At 58.4% G+C, this 18506-nt stretch carries 18 protein-coding genes; 4 read left to right on the top strand and 14 right to left on the bottom strand.

Annotated elements, in window-relative coordinates; all coding sequences use genetic code 11:
- Nucleotides 1–98: 98 nt before the first annotated feature.
- A complete protein-coding gene (locus tag ACYPXD_RS29935) occupies nucleotides 99–299 on the top strand; it encodes a KTSC domain-containing protein (protein WP_459720343.1) in 201 nt (66 codons plus the stop codon).
- Nucleotides 300–320: 21 nt separating this feature from the next.
- On the opposite strand, the gene ACYPXD_RS29930 is transcribed toward ACYPXD_RS29935, so the two are convergent.
- On the bottom strand, nucleotides 321–770 hold the full coding sequence (locus tag ACYPXD_RS29930; RefSeq protein WP_459720340.1) for a zinc-finger-containing protein: 450 nt from the start codon (nucleotides 768–770) through the stop codon (nucleotides 321–323).
- Nucleotides 771–1221: 451 nt separating this feature from the next.
- On the opposite strand from ACYPXD_RS29930, the gene ACYPXD_RS29925 reads away from it, so the two are divergent.
- Nucleotides 1222–2463, top strand: a complete 1242-nt coding sequence (locus tag ACYPXD_RS29925; protein ID WP_459720337.1) for a benzoate/H(+) symporter BenE family transporter — start codon at nucleotides 1222–1224, stop codon at nucleotides 2461–2463.
- A gap of 255 nt (nucleotides 2464–2718) precedes the next feature.
- On the opposite strand, the gene ACYPXD_RS29920 is transcribed toward ACYPXD_RS29925, so the two are convergent.
- Nucleotides 2719–3417 carry a glutathione S-transferase family protein gene (locus ACYPXD_RS29920; RefSeq protein ID WP_459720937.1) on the bottom strand — a complete coding sequence of 233 codons (699 nt, stop codon included), beginning with the start codon at nucleotides 3415–3417 and terminating at the stop codon, nucleotides 2719–2721.
- A 106-nt stretch (nucleotides 3418–3523) separates the two neighbouring features.
- Between ACYPXD_RS29920 and ACYPXD_RS29915 the strand changes: the two genes are divergently transcribed.
- Nucleotides 3524–4375 (top strand): AraC family transcriptional regulator, encoded by an 852-nt coding sequence (locus ACYPXD_RS29915; protein WP_459720334.1) that lies wholly within the window; start codon nucleotides 3524–3526, stop codon nucleotides 4373–4375.
- 85 nt (nucleotides 4376–4460) lie between these two features.
- On the opposite strand, the gene ACYPXD_RS29910 is transcribed toward ACYPXD_RS29915, so the two are convergent.
- Nucleotides 4461–5222: an SIR2 family NAD-dependent protein deacylase gene (locus ACYPXD_RS29910; RefSeq protein WP_459720331.1), complete on the bottom strand. Its 762-nt coding sequence runs from the start codon at nucleotides 5220–5222 to the stop codon at nucleotides 4461–4463.
- Nucleotides 5223–5263: 41 nt separating this feature from the next.
- A complete protein-coding gene (locus ACYPXD_RS29905) occupies nucleotides 5264–5899 on the bottom strand; it encodes a hypothetical protein (RefSeq protein ID WP_459720328.1) in 636 nt (211 codons plus the stop codon).
- 72 nt (nucleotides 5900–5971) lie between these two features.
- Between ACYPXD_RS29905 and ACYPXD_RS29900 the strand changes: the two genes are divergently transcribed.
- Entirely contained in the window at nucleotides 5972–6577 is a 606-nt protein-coding gene (locus tag ACYPXD_RS29900) for a recombinase family protein (RefSeq protein ID WP_459720932.1), read from the top strand.
- Between the two features lie 24 nt (nucleotides 6578–6601).
- On the opposite strand, the gene ACYPXD_RS29895 is transcribed toward ACYPXD_RS29900, so the two are convergent.
- The 10 genes from ACYPXD_RS29895 to ACYPXD_RS29850 all read right to left on the bottom strand — a co-directional run bounded on the left by ACYPXD_RS29895 (nucleotide 6602) and on the right by ACYPXD_RS29850 (nucleotide 17987).
- A complete protein-coding gene (locus ACYPXD_RS29895; RefSeq protein ID WP_459720325.1) occupies nucleotides 6602–6739 on the bottom strand; it encodes a hypothetical protein in 138 nt (45 codons plus the stop codon).
- A gap of 119 nt (nucleotides 6740–6858) precedes the next feature.
- Nucleotides 6859–7896 carry a helix-turn-helix transcriptional regulator gene (locus ACYPXD_RS29890; protein ID WP_459720322.1) on the bottom strand — a complete coding sequence of 346 codons (1038 nt, stop codon included), beginning with the start codon at nucleotides 7894–7896 and terminating at the stop codon, nucleotides 6859–6861.
- Nucleotides 7897–7910: 14 nt separating this feature from the next.
- The gene (locus ACYPXD_RS29885; RefSeq protein WP_459720319.1) at nucleotides 7911–9365 is read right to left on the bottom strand and encodes a hypothetical protein; all 1455 of its coding nucleotides are present in this window, start codon (nucleotides 9363–9365) and stop codon (nucleotides 7911–7913) included.
- Between the two features lie 85 nt (nucleotides 9366–9450).
- A complete protein-coding gene (locus ACYPXD_RS29880) occupies nucleotides 9451–11088 on the bottom strand; it encodes a hypothetical protein (protein ID WP_459720316.1) in 1638 nt (545 codons plus the stop codon).
- 88 nt (nucleotides 11089–11176) lie between these two features.
- Nucleotides 11177–12661 (bottom strand): AAA family ATPase, encoded by a 1485-nt coding sequence (locus tag ACYPXD_RS29875; RefSeq protein WP_459720313.1) that lies wholly within the window; start codon nucleotides 12659–12661, stop codon nucleotides 11177–11179.
- A gap of 48 nt (nucleotides 12662–12709) precedes the next feature.
- Complete coding sequence (locus tag ACYPXD_RS29870) at nucleotides 12710–13741, bottom strand: hypothetical protein (RefSeq protein ID WP_459720310.1); 1032 nt, start codon at nucleotides 13739–13741, stop codon at nucleotides 12710–12712.
- Between the two features lie 4 nt (nucleotides 13742–13745).
- Nucleotides 13746–15404 carry a hypothetical protein gene (locus ACYPXD_RS29865; RefSeq protein ID WP_459720307.1) on the bottom strand — a complete coding sequence of 553 codons (1659 nt, stop codon included), beginning with the start codon at nucleotides 15402–15404 and terminating at the stop codon, nucleotides 13746–13748.
- Between the two features lie 409 nt (nucleotides 15405–15813).
- Entirely contained in the window at nucleotides 15814–16875 is a 1062-nt protein-coding gene (locus ACYPXD_RS29860; protein WP_459720304.1) for an HNH endonuclease, read from the bottom strand.
- A gap of 86 nt (nucleotides 16876–16961) precedes the next feature.
- On the bottom strand, nucleotides 16962–17486 hold the full coding sequence (locus ACYPXD_RS29855; protein WP_459720301.1) for a hypothetical protein: 525 nt from the start codon (nucleotides 17484–17486) through the stop codon (nucleotides 16962–16964).
- Between the two features lie 126 nt (nucleotides 17487–17612).
- Complete coding sequence (locus tag ACYPXD_RS29850) at nucleotides 17613–17987, bottom strand: hypothetical protein (protein ID WP_459720298.1); 375 nt, start codon at nucleotides 17985–17987, stop codon at nucleotides 17613–17615.
- Nucleotides 17988–18506: the final 519 nt, after the last annotated feature.

Genomic DNA, 18506 nt, shown 5'->3' with positions numbered 1-18506 from the left:
ATGTGCTACGGGGAATAAAATTGGACGTCATGCGCTCGCGCATTCGAAGCACTTGTGAAAGCTTCGCTCACGCTCGCGTCGAGCAAAAGGAGGATGGCATGGAGATGATCCTGGTGAGATCGAGGGCAATTCGTGCAGTCGGTTACGATGCCCGCACCATGCAAATGCGAATCCGTTTTCAGCAAGGACACACCTACGACTTTTGCCGCGTTCCCGCTGACATCTATCAAGGGCTGATGGATGCGACGTCGAAGGGTACTTACTACAACGAGTACATCAGGGATAAGTACCCGTGCTAGCTTGACGAGGCAGGCGATGCTTCATTGCCGCTCGCCCGCATTTCGATGCGCCTTCCACGCTTCCACATAGCGCAGCGCCTGCTCGCACTGATCGAGGGTGAATGCATGGAGACTCGACGGCACGGGATCGAATCCGAGCTCTTGTGCGACCCATCGAACGGCCTTGGCGCGGGCCTCGAAAACGCTGACCTTATCGCGCCGCGCCTTCGCTTCCGCTAACGGTTCGAGCCTATCGTGCAGGCGGCTTTTCGCTTCGCGTAACGGCGCGTCGGCGAGGCGGCCGAGCGGCACGTTGTGCTTGCTGCGCGGGCGCACGCCGATCCACGCTGCGCACGATGTGCAAATCCACACGGCGGCGTGGTCGTCGCGGTACGGATAGTCCGCGTCGCCGAATTGCGCAAGTTGCGCACGTGCACCGCAGTAGTCGCAGTGCGGTTGGGGGAGAGCTTTGACGGGGCGGCCGACTCGCACGGGGGTTCCTCCTTCTTCGCAAGAAGAGATGCTGAAGGATAGCAAGTTCGGACGGTACGACGGAACGTGCGCGCGAGACGTGACGGCATCAACTCGCGGGCGGGCGGCGCCGACGGCCGGAACCCGGCTGCTGCCTTTACCATAACGATATCTCTTAACAACCTACCCGAATGAAACGTGTATCTCTAAAGGCATATCGGGTTTAATCGTCGCTGCTTCAGCGTTCACATACGCCTTCGTCACGATTAACGGAAGCAGACAAGGGTCTCCGCCCCTACGGAATCCTACAAAAATCCTAGTTTTCCTAAAGTATGTCGGCGCGGACCGCAGGTCTATCAGACCTGTCCATTCCGGCGCTGCATCGTTTGCATCCACACAGATAAAACAGGGCAGGTGGCTCGGCTTCGCATCTGACGGCCTCGTCGCCCCCGCTCCGTCGGAGATAGACACGATGTTCGCCAGACTACGCGCAGACTTTTCGGCATCCGCAGCCATCGCGGGACTGATCGCCCTTGTCGCAACGTATAGCGGTCCGGTTCTGATCGTCGTGCAGGCGGCCCAGGCGGGGCATCTGTCACACGATCTGCTCTCCACGTGGATATGGGCGGTTTCCATCGGCGCCGGCGCGCTTGGCCTTTGGCTTAGTCTGCGGCACAGAATGCCTGTGATCGGCGCGTGGTCGACGCCCGGTGTCGCTCTGCTGATCACCGGACTCGCGCATTATCCGTTCAGCGATGTGATCGGCTGCTATCTCGTGGTTTCGATCATTGTTGCGGCGCTGGGTCTATCCGGTCTTTTCACGCGGCTGATCCAGCATCTGCCGGCACATCTGCTATCTGCGATGATCGCCGGTGTGCTCTTCGAATTTTGCGCCGGCATATTTCGATCGCTCGAGTCGACGCCCGGCGTCGTCTTGCCCATCGTCGTGGTGTACGTCGTCTGTCGGCGCGTCATTCCGCGCTATGCCGTCGCGCTGGCGCTGCTCGCTGGCGTGATTGTCGCGCTTCCGGGCGCGAATCTCAGCCGTGATGGGCTTAATCTCAGTATCGTCAAGCCCGAACTGACGGTTCCCAGTTTTTCCATGGCGTCGCTGGTCGGCTTGGGCCTGCCTTTGCTTCTGCTCGCGCTCACCCAATACGCGACGTCAATCCACATTCTGCGTAGTGCCGGATACGTGATTTCGCCGCGATCGGTGGTCGGCGCGAGCGGGCTGATGTCGATTCCGCTGTCTCTGTTCGGCAACTCCGGCATTAATCCGGCGGCGATCGTCGGCGCCATGTGCGCGAGTCGGGAATGCCACGAGGACCCGCGGCGCCGATATATCTCGGGCGTCGTCTGCGGCGTCGGTTACCTGGGCATCGGCGCGTTCGGTGCGTCGGTTGTCGCACTGTTTGCGCGCTTGCCCGACGGCCTCACCAGCACGCTTGCAGGCCTCGCGCTACTCGGCACGCTCGTGTCGAGTCTCGCGTCCGCGCTGGCGAACGAAACGCATCGCGAATCGTCGGTCATCACGTTCGTCGTCACGATCTCGGGCATGTCGTTCTTTGGTCTGGGGTCCGCGCTGTGGGGGCTCGTCGCCGGCGTCGTGTTCTCGCTTGCGCTATCGAAAAGGCGGCCTTCGGCTCCTGCAAAGCAATCGGAAAGCGTAGCCGCGACGGCGGCACGCGCGTCAGTTCAGACAGAACGCACCTGATCGTTCTACGGCGCAAACCGGATCGATGCAGATGGCTGCGCGGGTGCCGCGCGGCTGAATGCTTACGTGTTCGAGTGGGTGAATCACGAAAACATCGTTTTGGACCCTTACAACTGGGAGGATATTTGACCATTACGGCTCACGGACGCGCGGCGCTCGACTGGCTGCTGAGCGTCCAGCGATCGCCGCGGTGGGAAGAAGTCCGGTGGAGTCGGTATGGCACGTAGGCAGGGTGCGGGCGGACCGCGCTTAAGCTTATGGTGCCGCCACGTCAAGCCGAGCGTTTTGAGGAAACATCTCGCGACGCGCTGCTTCGTCCATTTCGGCCTTGAATGCGTGGCGCGTTTTCAATGCGCCGGCTCGTTGCGCGGCCGGCCGCGCGTTGATTTCATCGAACAGGCGCTTCACGTGCGGCAGCTTGTCCCATGCATCGGCGTCTCCCGTCAGGAAAGGCACGACACCGGCCCAACCCCATACCGCCATATCCACCAGCGTGTAGGTGTCGCCAAGCATATAGCGGCGCTGCGAGAGGCGATCGTTAATGATGTTCCAGTGACGCCAGGCCTCGAAGTCGTAGCGGTTAAGCGCGTAAGCCTTCGGCTCCGGCGCGAAATGCCTGAAGTGAACGGATTGCCCGGAGTACGGACCAACGCCGGTTGCAACGAACATCAGCCATGAATACATCTCGGCGCGTGCGGCAGGCTTGTTCTCGGGGAGAAACCGTCCCGTCTTCTCGGCGAGATAAAGAAGAATGGCATTGCTGTCAAAAATCACCGCGTCGCCATCCACGAGCGCCGGCGTCTTTCCGTTCGGGTTGACGGCTCGGAAGGCGTCTGTGTGCTGCTCGCCCTTACGGGTGTCGACCGGCACTACTTCGTACGGCAATTCTGCCTCTTCGAGAAAGAGCGCGACCTTCGCCGGATTCGGCGATGGGTGGTAGAAAAATTTGATCACGAGGTCTCCTCTTTGCGATGAACAACATACCAACGAGGTTGCCAATGTATCGCAGCGAATAGGACAATAAGTGACCAATAGTCCTGATGTTTAAACCATCCGTCCCATGATCGATCGTCTGTCCAGCTTGCTGAGCCGCTTCGAATTGCGTGCCCGCGTATTTCGTGGCGGCGGTCTGTGCGGCACCGAAAGCTTCGAAAGCAATGGCGACGAATGCCATCTGCATCTCGTGCGCGGTGGGTCGATGGTACTGACGAGCACGCCGCTCGGCCGACACGTTATTGCGAAGCCCGGTGCGGTGTTCCTGCGTCGCCCGGCTTCCTATCGGCTCGATTCAAGCACGGGCGACGCTGCGGAAGTGGTTTCTGCCGCTTTCGAGTTGGGGCTGGGAGACGAAAACCCGCTACTGCGCAGTTTGCCCGAGATGCTTTCGATTCCATTTACCTGCGTACCCTCGCTCGAAGCGGTGCAGGAGGCGCTTTTCACGGAGTGCCACGAGCGCGCGTGCGGCCACGCGGCCGTGGTCGACAGACTGGCTGAGGTGCTGGTGATTCAGCTGCTGCGTTTCGCGATCAGACGGCAGCTCGTCGAGAGCGGCTCGCTCGCCGGCCTGGCTGATACGAAGCTCGCCAAAGCGTTGACTGCGATGCACTCGGATCCATCACAGGAGTGGACGCTGGAACTGATGGCCAGCATTGCGGGCATGTCGCGCTCGCGGTTCGCGGCATCCTTCACGGACACTGTGGGGATTCCGCCTGGCGAATACCTTGCGCAATGGCGCATCGGGTTGGCGAAGACGCTGTTACGGCGAGGGCTGCCGGTGAAGCAGGTCGCGCTGGACGTCGGTTACGGCAGCGCAAGTGCGTTGACGAGAGCGTTTGCGCATGGCGTGGGTCTTACTCCAACGCAATGGTTAGCCGGACAAGAGAGCGTAACCGGTGTGCGGCTGGGCGACTGAGACGGAATGGGGCTTTCGCAGGGATGTTGAAGATCGGTTTGTTTGAACGTGATTTTTGACAACTGTTCAACCCGGCCGTAAGCGGTTACCAAACTGAGTGGAAAAGCGCGGGCATCACGACGCCGGCAGCACCGACAAGATTGAACCGCGCGACGTCATCGAGCGACGTCGGATTCGGGTTGACTTGTACGACCGTCGCCTGGCGTCTCGCCGCTAGGAGCGGCAGACCCGCGGCGGGTTGCACGAGCGACGACGTGCCGACGCTGAACAGCACATCACACGCCTCGCATGCCTTGACCGCAGCTTCCCATTCGCGCTCCGGCAGCATCTCGCCGAACCAGACGACGCCCGGGCGTATGTATCCATTGCACCGGTCGCATCGCGGCGGCGCGAGGCGTCGACCGCCCTCGGGTTCGTCGGGTGCCTGAGACGGCAAGGCATAGGGATGACGGCAAGTAAAACAGAACGGGCGATTCAATCGGCCATGAAGATGCAGCACGTTGCTGCTGCCTGCGCGTTCGTGCAGGTCGTCGACGTTCTGGGTGATGACGTCGACGCGTGCGACCTTTGACGCGATAGCGGCGATGGCCTGATGCGCTGCGTTCGGGGCGGCCTTCATCACCTGCACGCGGCGCCACTCGTACCAGCCCCAGACGAGATCGCGATCGCGCGTGAAGGCGTCGGCGGTTGCCAGTTGCTCGGCGTTGTAGCGCTCCCAGAGGCCGGTTAGCGCGTCGCGGAAGGTGGGGATGCCGCTTTCGGCGGAGACGCCGGCGCCGGTTACAAAGACGACGTGCTTGGCGGCGTGTAGGGCAGTGATCAGGTCGGGTGGGATGGTGGTGGTCATGGTGGTTCGCGAGATCAACGATGAAACGCAGACGCGTGTGCTCACGCGTCGAGACGTTGAGCAATGATAGCGAGCAGATCGCGCCGCATACCGAATCGACCCCGAGCATCGTTTCCCGCCGAAGCACCGATCATGTATGCGAGCGCGTGAAGCGCCGTATGTGCAGGCAAATCGCCTGCGACAGCCCAAAAGCCCGCGCGGCGCTGCGGAAGCTGCGTTGCGTCACCGGCGAATAGTACGATTTCGGGGCGTGTGCTTTCCCATGCACAGACCATTGCGTGATTCGCGCCCACGCAGTTCCAGCAGAATGCATCTTGCGCGCGCGGCGACGGTTTGACCACATGCACGACAAGCACAGCGTTTTCGGCGATACGGTCGCGTGCGATGGTCCAGCTCAGCATGCCGTCCAACGAAGGCAAACCGTCGAGCCATGAGTGCACTTCATGTTCATCGAATCCCCACGGGCGCAACGCAACATGCAACGTTGGTTGGCTGTTGCGATCGGCGCCCGGATCGAATGCCTGTTCGCGCGGGAGGCTGTCCGTAGATTTGGTCATGTGGCTAGTGTGGTTGTTTAGCGAGCCTCCATCTTGAATCGCACTTGAGACAAACGCTGTCCGATCAATCGAGCACTGCATCGAACCGATTGTGAGACCTGTGGTATGCAACGAGTCCATTAACTAGGACACGATTTGTCTCAACTGTAAGGCACAATCGATCTGATTCAGGACTTGGCGGCATCAACAAGAATGCGAATAGGGTACGCAAGAGTCTCTACGGATGACCAGAATCTCGACCTGCAAATCGCCGCGCTCAAGCACGCGGGTTGCGATCGCATCTTCACGGATCAGGGGATTTCCGGCGCGCAGTTTTCGCGGCCGGGGCTTGCCGCTGCGATGACGGTGCTCTCGGCGGGTGACACCTTTGTCGTCTGGCGACTTGATCGTCTCGGGCGATCGTTGCACAAGCTGATTGAACTCGTGGAGGGTTTCGGCGAGAAAAAGATCGGCTTTGCGTCGCTTACCGAATCGATCGACACGGGCTCGCCGGGCGGTACGCTGGTCTTTCATATCATGGCAGCGCTTGCGCAGTTCGAACGTGGATTGATCAGTGAACGAACGAAGGCAGGCATGCTCGCGGCGAAAGCGCGTGGGCAGCAGGTTGGGAGGCGACGGGCGATGAGCGAGCGGGAATGCGTCGAAGCGCGCGGGTTGCTGGCGGCGTATTCGACTTCGGATGTTGCGCAGCGCTATGGCGTGCATCCGCGGACGTTGTTGCGGAGTTTGAAGCGGCAGGGGATTGAAGTGAGCCGTCGCGCGGGTGAACCGGGACACGCGTATTTGCTGATAGCGTGACCCGGCTTCAGTCGCGTCGTCAGGTCAGGCCACCGGGGCGCGCGCTGCATCGCGACGGACCTTTTCGATGTATTTGCCAAGCGCGGCAGTGGACAGCGCACCTGCGACGAAGACGATGGCGAAAGCGGCGAGTGTTTCGAGCGGGGAGTTGTTTGGGATCATTTGAGTTCCGTTGGTGTCGCGATGCGCCCGGAGGTGGGAAGCATCTTGCAGCAATTTAACGCCGGGTCAAGACAATTCATGTCCCAAGACAGCGATCGGCACCGAGCACCGAGCCGGCGTCACGCTCTCGTCGCGAAATAAAGCTCGTGAGCCCGCTTCGCTTCATTGGCGAATGTCTGGCGAAGCTGCTTCGGTTCGAGTACTTCCACGTAAGGTCCAAACGCTCGAATCCACCAGTGCAAGCGGTCGCTCAGCATGACTGTCGCCCGCACCGTTATCGAGTCGTCGTCGTTGGTTTCGACACGCTGATCTGTCGAAATCGGTGTCTCGACAACCGCATGACGTGCATCGCCGGCAAAGCGTAAAACGATCTGCACCTTGCCTTGCGGGAAGAAATCGAAGTGCCGCTCATTCTCGACGTATTGAGCAAGGGAGAAGTCTCGTGGATAAGCAAACGATTCAAGCTGCACCTTTGCGCTTTCCATCCTGTCGAGCCGGTACGTGACAGGATTAGGCTTGCCGGGCTGCTTGGCAACGAGATAGACCATTTCGGCGGCTTCGACCAGCCCGAGCGGCATAAGAACGTGCCGCACCGGTTCATTGGACGGTTTCGAACGCGCGCGGTAGCCTATCTCCAACAGCTGCTCGGCAAACAATGCGTGCGACACCATCTGAAAGACCACTTCCTTGATAGGCGGACGAACAAGCTGAAACGCGCCATCCACGACGGCTACCTTGCGATGCCAGCTCGCATGACGACGCCCTTCATGGCTTGAGCCGCGCGCCAGTCTTTCGTTCGCAACGTCAAATAGACCCTTGAGGGACGAGCTGACCAGGGATGGAATCTGCCGACCGGCGAACCGGTTAAGAACCTGCAGCGCAAGCGCTTCATCGAAGCCCATCATGGCGCCAGCCTTGGCAGCAATGCCGCTCGCGCCATCCTTGCGCTGCCATTCAAGTGCGTTGCCAGCGCGGCGGTTCACGACAACACCCTGTTCGAGCAGGGCTTCAAGTCGCCGCTGAACTGTTTTGACGTGTGCGACCTCGGTACCGAGCCGCCTGACCGCATCGGCGACGCCGGGCGTGGTCATCCAGCGCTGCTGATCGCGCGGGGTAGGCAGAACGGCGAGGATCTCGGAGTCTATTTTTGTTGTCATGCTCTGCGCTTCCGTTACCCCGTCACACCTTCTTTCGCCGCCAGCGCCTTCTTCAGGCCGTCGACGAAACTTTCGCTTTCGACTGTCTCATTCCACGCTTCCCATTTGTCTTTGGTGGCGAACTCTGCATCGCGATCGAGCTTATTCCGTTTTTCCTCCGACCAGAAAATTCCATCGTAACCATAGTCCAGCGCCTTCTTCTGGGCTGCGATTTCTTCGTCCCAACGCTTTTCATAGGTGCTTCGCGCCATTGAGAGCTTGAACTCGAGCGTCGAAAGATCGTCTTTCGTCAACGACTGGATCAGCTTCTCACGCACTGCCACTGCAATTGAAGGGTTCTGGAACAACGTTACGCGAGCTTCAACGCTCCCGTTAGCGCGAAGTTCATGCTGACAGGCCACGGCCAACGACGGATTGGAGGCAAGCGCGCGCAACACAATCTCGTCTCTCGAGGCAAGCAGTCTTGCCTGAATCTTTTCTCCGATCACCGGATTAGACGCCAACGATGCGCGCACCTTGGTCTGACTAACTCCCCAGTGCAATTCTCCGGTAAAGCGTTCCTGCAGCGCCATGCTCAGAGAGGGATTCGATGCAAGCGCAACGACCAGCGCAGTAGCCGCCCTTTCCTGATCGATGCCGTACTTGTACGGCATCTTCGAAGGCACAGCCGCTTCATATCTTGCGGCCTGAAGTTCCTCGGGTAACGACGGATTCTTCAGGAACGCGATTCTCACGTCGGAGTCCACATCTTTGCCGAGCGCGTCATGCAAAGAAGCAATCAATGATCGGTTCTTCGCGAGCGCACATCTCACCTCCCAGTCGTCATCCTGGGCGAACCGGCGTTGCAGCTCGGCGTTGATCGAAGGATTCTCGGCAAGTGCGCTTTTCACTTCCTTACTGCCCGTCTCACAGAGGAACAGGTGCCATCGCTCCTGGAGCCATGGGTTGCGCGATAGCGCTTGCCGGACCACTGGCTCTCCTTCGCGAATGAGTTCTTCCTGCCATTGCGGATGAATGTTTTGTTGCTTCAGATATTCGGCCTTATCTGTGTCATCCCATCCATCAAACCCCTGCGGCTTGATCTCCGCTGTGGACGGCTCGTCGGTCGGATCCGGCGCTTCCTCGATGATGGCCTCCGCAGGCGCTGGTTCCGCGCCTGGTGGCGCCACCGGCGGTTCTACCGGAACGTCCGCCACATCGTTTCGCTCAAGCAGGTACTCCGCGACTTCGTCCGGCACCTCGACGCCCAATGCGGCGCCAAGGCTGATCAGCAAACCCTTGTCGTCGCCGTTATCGCTGACCGCCAGGACGTTTTCCCGTTCGGCATCGTAGCCATAACTCTGCAGCCACCGCTGCAGGGTGCTCTTCCTGTAGAGCGTGAGGATTTCGGCAGTGAGGTTGTCCTGCAGCGCATCCAGTGTGCGCACTTTCATGCCGTTGATGTTCAGGTCGAATTTGATGGACTTCATGGATCGATATCTTTGAAAGTGATGCAAGCCGACATAGCCGAGACATCACTCGGTGTCGGCAGCCGCGTGGTTCTTTTTGAGCGCGTTATGCAAACACGGCGGAAAACACCGAAGCGACAGCCTTAGCCGCATGGCGCACTCCATCGGCCGCAACGGAGGCCACATCCTTGAGCACATGGGTCGCTGCTTTCGCGACGGCCTTCTGGGCCGCAAACATCGTGCGAGCCACCGTGCCGCCGGCAAAGCCGCCGACCAGGCCGCCGACGAACCCGCCCACGAGCGCGCCCCATGGCCCAAACACCATTCCGATTTCAGCGCCAAGCAACGTGCCTTCCGCAGCAGCCGCGAGCGACGCGAGCGCCACCGTTGTCGTTTCAGCCATTGCCTCCAGCGCTTCAGGCGCCGACAACTCGCCGCGGCCAAGCTTGTACAGAATTTTGGCGTTTTCCATCCCGATGAAAACGATGTTGGCGATTCGCCCTGCCGGCGTATTCTTGACCAGCGTACCGAGCCAGCCATTTTTCACGGCGACCACGATGCCGCCTACCACGGCCACCATCAGGCCGGCATGCGCCCCGCTTTTCACCGAACTTTGGAAGAACTCGTTCATCGCTTCGCTGAACGGCGGATTCTTCTTGCCACGCAGACTGTTCCAGGCTCGCGTGCCGAGAATGCGCGCGCCCTGCATCGCGCATGCGATCGCCGCAGCAAAAAGCGCCTGCTTGCCGATCTGTTTCGCGATGGTGATACGGTTCGCGTCTTTCCACTCGTATTGACGCGTCTCCTGTTCTTGCTGGGCGGCTTGTTGCTGACGCTTCGCGTCTTCCTTCGACAGCGGAGTCGACGTAACGCCATCCGCCTCGATTACTTCAGTGCTGCCCGGGATGTCCTTCGACTGCCCTTCGGGCACAAGCTTTTTCTGGCCGCGATAGTCACCGCGGTCAAAGCACGTCTGCGTCGCCTCTGCGTCAGCGCCGTATTTGCATTGGTAACGGCCAATCAGTTTGCCGTTTCCGTCATAGATACCGATATCGACGGAGTTTTTCGTGTATGGGTTGCCCGGCGCGGGGGACAGGACTCGGGCGCGCAGCGGGCTGCCCTTTGCCGCCGCATCGATGTTGAACGTATCGACGTGATGCTGTTCCGCGATAAACCCGTCGAGGTTCATGCACAGGCTGATTTCGCCGTCGAGACGCTGAACCACGGCCGCACTGTTCCCGGTGGCCTGAGTAATCGCGCGCTCAATGTCGGTGGTGTAGAAGGCGACGTCCGTTGCTCCCTTCGTCGCGACCACACGGTCGAGTTCCTTGGCCAGCCAGTTCGAGCGTGTCGCGCCGCGGTCGAGACTCTCATGCAGATCGGCCTTTTTCTGATGCAGCAAACCGACCGTCGAGACGACTTGACGGGCCGCTTCGTCCATCTCCGCATCATCGGCCCAGCGATGACGGCGAAACATCGCCTTCAGCCATTCCTCGTCGCTGACTTCGCTGCGATTGTGCTCGTAGGCGTGAACGAAGGTTTGAACGATGCCGGCGGTGTCCTCGGCTTCCTGGTCGCTCGCCGTGCCGTCCTGGGCGACCGGCAAACATTCGTTTTCAGGTGCTGCCGCGTCGTGCATCGCGGCCGGCAGTGTCTCTTCGGGATGGGTCGAATTCACGGCTGTCACTTCTGGTAGTTGTTGGATGATCGCCTCGTCCCATGTATCTACGGCAATGGGAATCAAACCTTTAGGGTGCTTGGTGCGAGGCGAATCACAAGCTAGCAAGCGGTCGGGACAGTTTCTGTCTCAACGATGCGCCTCGGCTCACCGCTTATGACGCGGGCTTGATCTTCGTTCTGGAAAGCTTGTCCTTGTATTCGGCGACCTTGTCCTTCATCACGACGCTCAGCGGCACGGTATTCCTGACGACACCCAGCAGACGGCCGGTATCGACTTGCGCCTTCGCATTGACGAAGGCCAGCTCGATCGCTTCCTTGACGACGGCTTCGATGTCCGCACCCGAAAAGCCCTCCGTCTCGTCGGCGAGCAGGTTCGAATCGATCAGGTCGGACAGCTTCTTGCGGCGCTTCAGATGGACTTCGAAGATTTCGGCGCGCTCGCGACGGTTCGGGAAGTCGACGTAGAAAATCTCGTCGAAGCGGCCCTTGCGCATCAGTTCGGGAGGCAACCCCGAAATGTCATTGGCCGTGGCCAGCACGAATACCGGGCTGCTTTTTTCCTGCATCCACGTGAGGAAGTATCCGAAGAGACGGCTTGCGACTTCGGAACCGGAGCCGGAGCCGCTGCTGCCCATGCCGACGAACGCCTTTTCGAGTTCGTCAACCCACAGCACGCAGGGACTGACGGCATCCGCGAGTCGCAGCGCGCGGCGCATGTTGTTTTCGCTTTCACCGACGTACTTGCCCATCAGCGAACCGACGTCGAGCCGAAGCAGCGGAAGCTTGAACAGCGCGGCGGTCGCTTTGGCCGTCAGCGATTTTCCGCAGCCCGGCATGCCGACGATCATGATGCCCTTCGGCATTTCGACGCCGAACTCGCGCGCCTCATTGAGGTTGGCGAGGACGGTTGATTTCTGCTTCAGCCACGATTTGAGTTTTGCGAGGCCACCGATGTCTTCGAGTTTTTCTCGTATCGGTAGCATCTCGAGAATGCCGCTTTTCTTGATGATCTGCTCTTTTTCGGCAAGCACGAGTTCGATGTCGTTGGCGCTGATGCTGCCGTCGCGCTGGTAGCCGCGATTCAGAAGTTGTGTGATTTCCTGCTTGCTCAGCCCGCGGAACGCTTGGGCCAGGTCGGCGATTAGCGAGGTGGAAAGTTCTAGCTCGTAATGACGCGCGTAGTCGGCGACGATGGCGGCGATGCCATTTTCGTCGGGCAGCGGGAGATCGAGTAGCGTGACGAATTTTTCGAGCTCGGGCGGCACGCATGGCTGCGACGCAACCATGAAGAGCGTCGCGGATGTGGCATCGTGGTGAACGATTTTGTCGGCGAGCGCTTTGATTCGGGCGATGGCCAAGGGATTCTGGTTTAGTGCTAGATGGGCGTCCTTGATTACGATGAAATGGTTGGTCAGGTCCATTTCCAGCAGCGTTTCGACTGCGTCAGGGAGGCTCTGGTATGGCGAGGTCGGGCGCTTGGTCGCGAAGTCGACGAAGCCTCGGGCCATGTCCCATTCGAGAATTTGGCGGTCGGCGGCGACGGATTTGATTAGGGCGTCGGCTTCGCGTTCTTCGTAAGTGACCAGGTAGATTAGCGGGTAGAGGGACTCTACATGTTCGCGGAGGAGGTTGAGCATTTGGGATGGCGGCGTGTGATGGTTTTGTTTTTGAGTGTTGGTTGGGGATCATCTCGCCCCGGAAACGTGGCCAAGCAATACATACGCGGTGCCGATCCCTGCCGTAGCACAAAGCGCTAGCGTCCAGATCGACATGCGAAGCCGGCGGACCTTGTCTGCAGCCCACTGCCTCGTTGTCTGCAATGTCACCTGTTGCGCCGCCAGTGCCGTACGAAGCTCGCCCAGATCCTGATTCAGTTTCTCGACTTCCTTCTGCGCCGCTTGCCGGTTGCGTTCCCGATCTGCCGCTTCTGCCTTCAGCTCTCGAACGATGGCCTGCTCTCGTTCCACAGACGCCTGCAGCTTCGCCACGACGTCCCGCTCGATAGCGCTCAACCGCTCGAGCCAAGCCGCTTCCTGCTCTCGATATTGTTCGGCCTGGTTTGCGGCTTCTATCTGCGCACGCGTGTGAAACTCCTTCTCACGTCTGTCGAAGCGCTCGGTCAGCCGTCCGATCTGATCGGCCACGGCGTGCTCCGTCTGCTCGGCTAACGCGCCCATTTCGGTTAGCTTGATATCGAACGCCGCGACCAGATCGTCCCTGCTTTTCGCGACCTGCGACGCAATCGCAATCAGTTTCCGTTCTGTGTCCAGCGTGTACTGAATGTCGAGCGAATCCTTGACGAGGCGCTTTACTTCTTCGCCTTGCTCGAATAGTTTTGCGTGCTCGTCCGCCAGTGCGGCGGTGTGCCGGTCGATGCTCTCCGACAGCTGCCTGATCTCCGCTTGCTGACTCAGCAGTTGGCCCTGCTGACTTTCCAGCTTTCGCGCCTGAAACATGCTGATCACCATCAGCTGCCCCAGCGTCTTCGAAAACTCCGCCTGAACCTGCTGCGCGTTGAGCTGCGCGGTGTCAAGCTGGTCACTATTCAACCAGCGCATGAACACATTGCGCTGTTCGTGCTCGGTGCGAAACTTCTTTAGATCGTCCAGTTGGCGGAAGATGCGCCTAAACCGGTTGAGCACTTCATCGACATCGACGTTACCCAGCAATTCGTTTGGCACATTCAGTTGTGCCAGCTTTTCAATGATGTCTGCCATTTCGTTAGTTTAGTGAGCATTGATTCAACAGATCGCCGAGCGATGCCTGAGCAGATTGCCGCCGTGCGCGTGCCGCTTCGATAATGGCGAGCGTGTCGGCCCTGAGCTCACCGGTCGAGCGCGCCAATTCCACGGCATTGGCGATGCTTTGTTCGTTGCGCATGTATCCGGACACGATGACGTGGTTTTCCTGTTCGAGCTGTGCATACAGCTGCGATTGAGCAAACTGCCGGTCAATCAGGTTCGCGACCTGCCCGACCAGCGCCGCATCGGCATCTGCCTTCGCCAATTGCGCTTCCAGATATTCCGTGCCTTTGTCCGACAGCATGTCGAATAGCCGATCGATGCTGTAGATGGTGAGCGCGGTCATCAGGCCGGTGAGAATGCCGGTGACCGCCGGTGCGAGCGTGTCGGCCAGGGGCGCCAATAGCGGGACAGAAAGGATAAAGCCGCGGACCGACTGCTCGAACGCCATACCGAGGCACGTGGTCACGACGCCCGCGATCAGCTTGGTGGCCGCACGCGCGACGTCCATGCCGGTCGCGCCCTCTGGCGGCGACACGATCATCTTCACCGCCGCCCATATCCCCTTGATGCTTTCGCGGATGATCGTCACGACCTTGGCGGACGTGGTGATCACGTTGTTGATAATGAAGGTCAGAAAGTTACTCACGAAGCCTTGAACACCGCCGGACACCAGCGCGTCAAACGCGTCGCGCATTTTGCTTTTTACCCGTTCCAGCACGCGTTTCATCGCATCGACCACACGATCGACGAGACTGACCTCTTGCGTCGGCGCCTTGACGATTGCTGCGATCTCCAGATACGAGCCATTGACGAACTCGAACATCAACACGCCCATCGCCTGCCGTAGCGCGTTCTTTCCGGCCTCGGCCGCGCCGGTCATCAACAGCTCCTTGCCGTGATATACGACACGTTCCTTTGCTGTCGGCATGTGTTTGTCGATCGCGCTTTGCGCCTTCTCGACAAGCGGCTTCGTGATCGATTCATCGAAGCCATTTTCGGCGGTGAGATATTCCTCGGGAGACTTAGCCCGCTTGTCGTTGTTGGTTTCGCGTGTCGTGTAATTCAGATTGTCCGGCTCCGAACTTATTTCCTTGCGACCTTCCTTGTCCTTCATCCAGCCGCCCTTTTGATGAGCCTGCTTCATCGGAACGGTATGGTCGAGTTCGGCGTTCATGGCCGGCTTGCCGTTTTCGTCGGTGCGCGTGGTCGGTGCTTTCTGACCGGTGTAGGCGTCTGTGAATTCCTGTGAATTCATGGTGCCGTTTTTGACCATCTCCTTCTTCTTTTGGCTCTTCGCGGTCGTGTAGTTGTAGTCGGATCGCTTGTACTCCTCCGACTCCTTCGCGAAGATGTCCTGCTCGGCGTTATGTTGGGTTGTGACATTGCCGCCAAGTTTGTCGTTGAACATGGCCGGCGTCAGGCCGAATGGGCCGATGACTTGTTGCAGCACCTGCTCGCGGCAACTGGTCAGGAGTTCGTCGAGGCGTTGCTCGCGGAGTTGGTGTGAGCTTGGGGTGGTTGGAGCGGCGTCGTCTGGGTGGATCGCGTCGGGCAACGGCGCATCGCTCCAGATGGCGGTCAATCCGATGTCGGTGAAAGTGTTGAATGAAGGTGTTTCGGTGTCGGTGGTGGCCATGTTGATTCGTGTTGTATACGATCGCGGCGCTTCGTATCTGGCTACGGGTATTCGTTATATCGTCCACGGGTGGGAAAAGTTGAGGGTGGTGTGAGCGGGGGGTTTTCGCTGTCGAGACCTTCGACACAGTGCGTCGGGACATATGGTCAGGTGTGGGAAGCGCTCACGCGTTCCGGCGTCTTGGCAGTGAAACGTTTGCGAGGCGTGCGAGGATTGATGTGCTCGCCAATTGCTACGTCCGCGAGTTCACGCGAGCAAGAAATTCAGGGGAATGGGCGCACCACGTACCAAAGAGAAAGTGTGCACTTCGCGCAGGACCGAGTACACGTCGCGGAGCTTGCAAGAATAGTGGATAAGCGCGGCTGAGCCGTCGATTAAAGGTGCACGCGCCCGCTTCGAATAATGAGCCTCAAGCGAAGGCCATCATGATTTGAGCCGTGGCCGGTTCCGTCTGTCTTTGCCGCAACCAGAAATGCCCCCTCGCTTCGTAGGCTTGTCTGTAAGCCCATTTCGCAATCGTATTCGTAACTGTCAAATTGGACACAAACCCAACTTCCGCAATTGCGAAGCCGATGTCCTCATGCCGCTGGTAGTTGCGTTCCAGCCAACGATCAAGGTGCGGCTGCCCAGCGAGTAGTTCACGTTTATCGGCGTTACATGTCGCATGCGCAACAACGAAGTTGAGAGCGGTATCGCGCGGATAACGGGACCAAGGGATGAAATGATCGACCACAGCCTGGTCGTACAACTTTCCCTGACAGAAAAAGCAACGATCGTCCTGTAGGGGGCGCAAAATCGATGCAACATCCGAGAGGTCCGCCCTTGACGTTCCGAAGAGGAACCGTTCGAGTCTCGCAGACCGCCCAATCAATCTCGTATTGCGTCGATTGGCGCTTACGTGGGCGGTCCATCCTGTTCGCGCTAGTTGTTGAAGAAACCCTTGAAATTGTCGGAGACTGTACGAAACACCAGGCAATAGCTCGACCGCGTTTCCGACAACGGGCAATGCATAAAGGAAAGAGATGGTCGTGCCCGAAACATTTTGCAGGTGGCGGATAGGCATCTCTTTCACGGTAGCCGATATGTCTCGAATGGTGTCGAACCAGTACGGGCTCTCTTTCGCCTGCGTCAAGGTCGCAATGCCTCGAGACCGAAGTCGCTGCAAGCTTGTAATGACAGAAGCTTGCTGCTGCCCTAAGTTCTGAGACAAAACAACGGACTCACCCAAATCTATGTCAACGTAAGGCACGCTCTGCGGCCAATAAAACTCGATAAATTTCTCGGCGATTCGTTCTATCGGGATCTGCAGCGATGAACCCGTGTCATCGCCCATTTCCACCGCAAGCTCGCCAAGGGCGAGTAGCAACGCGTACTTATAGGTGGAACTGAACTCACCTTCATCGAACACGAGTTGCAGTTGTCGTAAAAAGGCGAGCTGTTGATCCGCGGTAGGAGCTAAAGTTTCAGGCATCGCGAAGACGAGCGGTCAAATTGGCAAATGACGAATGATGCGCCGGTACGGATTTTTCCGGCCGCCGCCCTCATAGTACTTTGATCTTAGTGATTGGACGCGATGGCACCAATGATTGAGCCGATAAGTCCGCCCACCGCCCCCGAAAGCGCCACCCACCACCGCTTGTCTTTCTGGTGTTCGAGCGCTCGTGAATGAAGGTTGACAGCGGTGTCGACGAGCGTCTTTATATCGGATGCTGATAGGGGTACACGCGAGATTCTTGCATACGACTTCGGATCGGCATGGATTCTCCGCCTGTATTCCTCACCCGATAAGACGCATTGTTCGTCAACATCATATCGCTTCGGAAATTGACGCCGCCATACAAGTGATGCCCGCGCACGGTCTGAATCAAGTCTAAAAAACTCTGGGTGCTCCACAAAGACTCTTTTCCATTTCTCAGTCTGAGTTACATCTGCAGAAATCCGATCAGCCCATTCCGCAAAGCTGAGTTTATAGAACCTGTAGGTCGCCATTGCTTGGATTGCGGCTATCACATCACCTAGTCTGTTCGCATCCGCTAAATACGGCGATGGGACTTTAGATCGGAGGTTAAATTTTTCGATCATTTCACGCTCATTCAAACAACCTGATGCTGATGGGCCGGACATCCTGTAGGCACATCCGTTTGCGCCTAAACCTATCCGCCCCCAAAGAGTCGCACTGCGCACTCCCCCGTACAATGTCGGAGCCGCCTACAGCGACTTCGTTACCTGTTGAACAAGGTTTGCCACATCACTAGCTGCGCCAGCAAACCACCAACTATAAGCAACCACAGCAAGCTCGATCACAACCACCTCGAAAAAGGTTTTCGCTGTATAAGTTCGTTTGTATATCAACTGCATAAATAGCTTCCGTGGAAGCTGGACGACAATGTCTCGTATGGCCAGCCCTCGATAAGTATTTCTCACAGCGACGACAATCGCGATGCACCAGATTACGGGAACCATGATACGAATAGCCAAAGGTTGATCAAGTGCATAAGCACTCTGCACTATCGCAGCCTTCAGTTGAGGTAGCGTTACGCCGGCGGCGATCGCAAGAAAGACGCCCCCAATCAGCACGCTCACGCCTCCGGTAGCCCATATGTACGAGGCACGCGCATACGCACGCCGAAAGGGACGTTTGAGTCGTGAAAACGTCCGCTGTGGTTGTATTAGCAAATAAGCATTGACAGCAAGGTACAATTTTATTATGCAATTGAGGGTAAGGTAGGGCGTCTGTTTTGTCGCGAATCCTACAAAAGCCGACAGAACGACCACGCTCAACCCCCACACCTGTCGCCACTCTTCGCTCAATCTTTCCTTCCACACGTATTCAGTAATGCCGGGTCGCATTTTTTCCGTATGCTCCTGTGCGTTGAAAAGAGACGCTAAGCAAGATACTGCGCAGGTCGACCGCGAGTCCGAATCGCAAGAAAGCGTTTCTAGAACTCCCGCAACTTACCAAGGGTCGAGGCGAGTTCTATTTTAATCGGCGTGCCGACGTGGTTTCCACGCTTTCACGTAATGCAACGCCTGCTCGCACTGATCAAGCGTACAGGCGCGAATTTTCGACGGCAGCGGATCGAAGCCGAGTTCCGCCGCGCC

The organism is Paraburkholderia sp. 2C, from assembly GCF_054589215.1.
Note: the sequence above shows the minus strand (reverse complement) of the source record. Positions and strands in the feature narration are given on the sequence as shown.

Coding starts and splice junctions, on each gene's coding strand:
- ACYPXD_RS29915 (WP_459720334.1), top strand. CDS start 3,524: ATGATCGATCGTCTGTCCAGCTTGCTGAGCCGCTTCGAATTGCGTGCC.
- ACYPXD_RS29925 (WP_459720337.1), top strand. CDS start 1,222: ATGTTCGCCAGACTACGCGCAGACTTTTCGGCATCCGCAGCCATCGCG.
- ACYPXD_RS29890 (WP_459720322.1), bottom strand. CDS start 7,896: ATGACAACAAAAATAGACTCCGAGATCCTCGCCGTTCTGCCTACCCCG.
- ACYPXD_RS29885 (WP_459720319.1), bottom strand. CDS start 9,365: ATGAAGTCCATCAAATTCGACCTGAACATCAACGGCATGAAAGTGCGC.
- ACYPXD_RS29935 (WP_459720343.1), top strand. CDS start 99: ATGGAGATGATCCTGGTGAGATCGAGGGCAATTCGTGCAGTCGGTTAC.
- ACYPXD_RS29870 (WP_459720310.1), bottom strand. CDS start 13,741: ATGGCAGACATCATTGAAAAGCTGGCACAACTGAATGTGCCAAACGAA.
- ACYPXD_RS29855 (WP_459720301.1), bottom strand. CDS start 17,486: ATGATCGAAAAATTTAACCTCCGATCTAAAGTCCCATCGCCGTATTTA.
- ACYPXD_RS29875 (WP_459720313.1), bottom strand. CDS start 12,661: ATGCTCAACCTCCTCCGCGAACATGTAGAGTCCCTCTACCCGCTAATC.
- ACYPXD_RS29895 (WP_459720325.1), bottom strand. CDS start 6,739: ATGATCCCAAACAACTCCCCGCTCGAAACACTCGCCGCTTTCGCCATC.
- ACYPXD_RS29865 (WP_459720307.1), bottom strand. CDS start 15,404: ATGGCCACCACCGACACCGAAACACCTTCATTCAACACTTTCACCGAC.
- ACYPXD_RS29860 (WP_459720304.1), bottom strand. CDS start 16,875: ATGCCTGAAACTTTAGCTCCTACCGCGGATCAACAGCTCGCCTTTTTA.
- ACYPXD_RS29910 (WP_459720331.1), bottom strand. CDS start 5,222: ATGACCACCACCATCCCACCCGACCTGATCACTGCCCTACACGCCGCC.
- ACYPXD_RS29900 (WP_459720932.1), top strand. CDS start 5,972: ATGCGAATAGGGTACGCAAGAGTCTCTACGGATGACCAGAATCTCGAC.
- ACYPXD_RS29905 (WP_459720328.1), bottom strand. CDS start 5,899: ATGGACTCGTTGCATACCACAGGTCTCACAATCGGTTCGATGCAGTGC.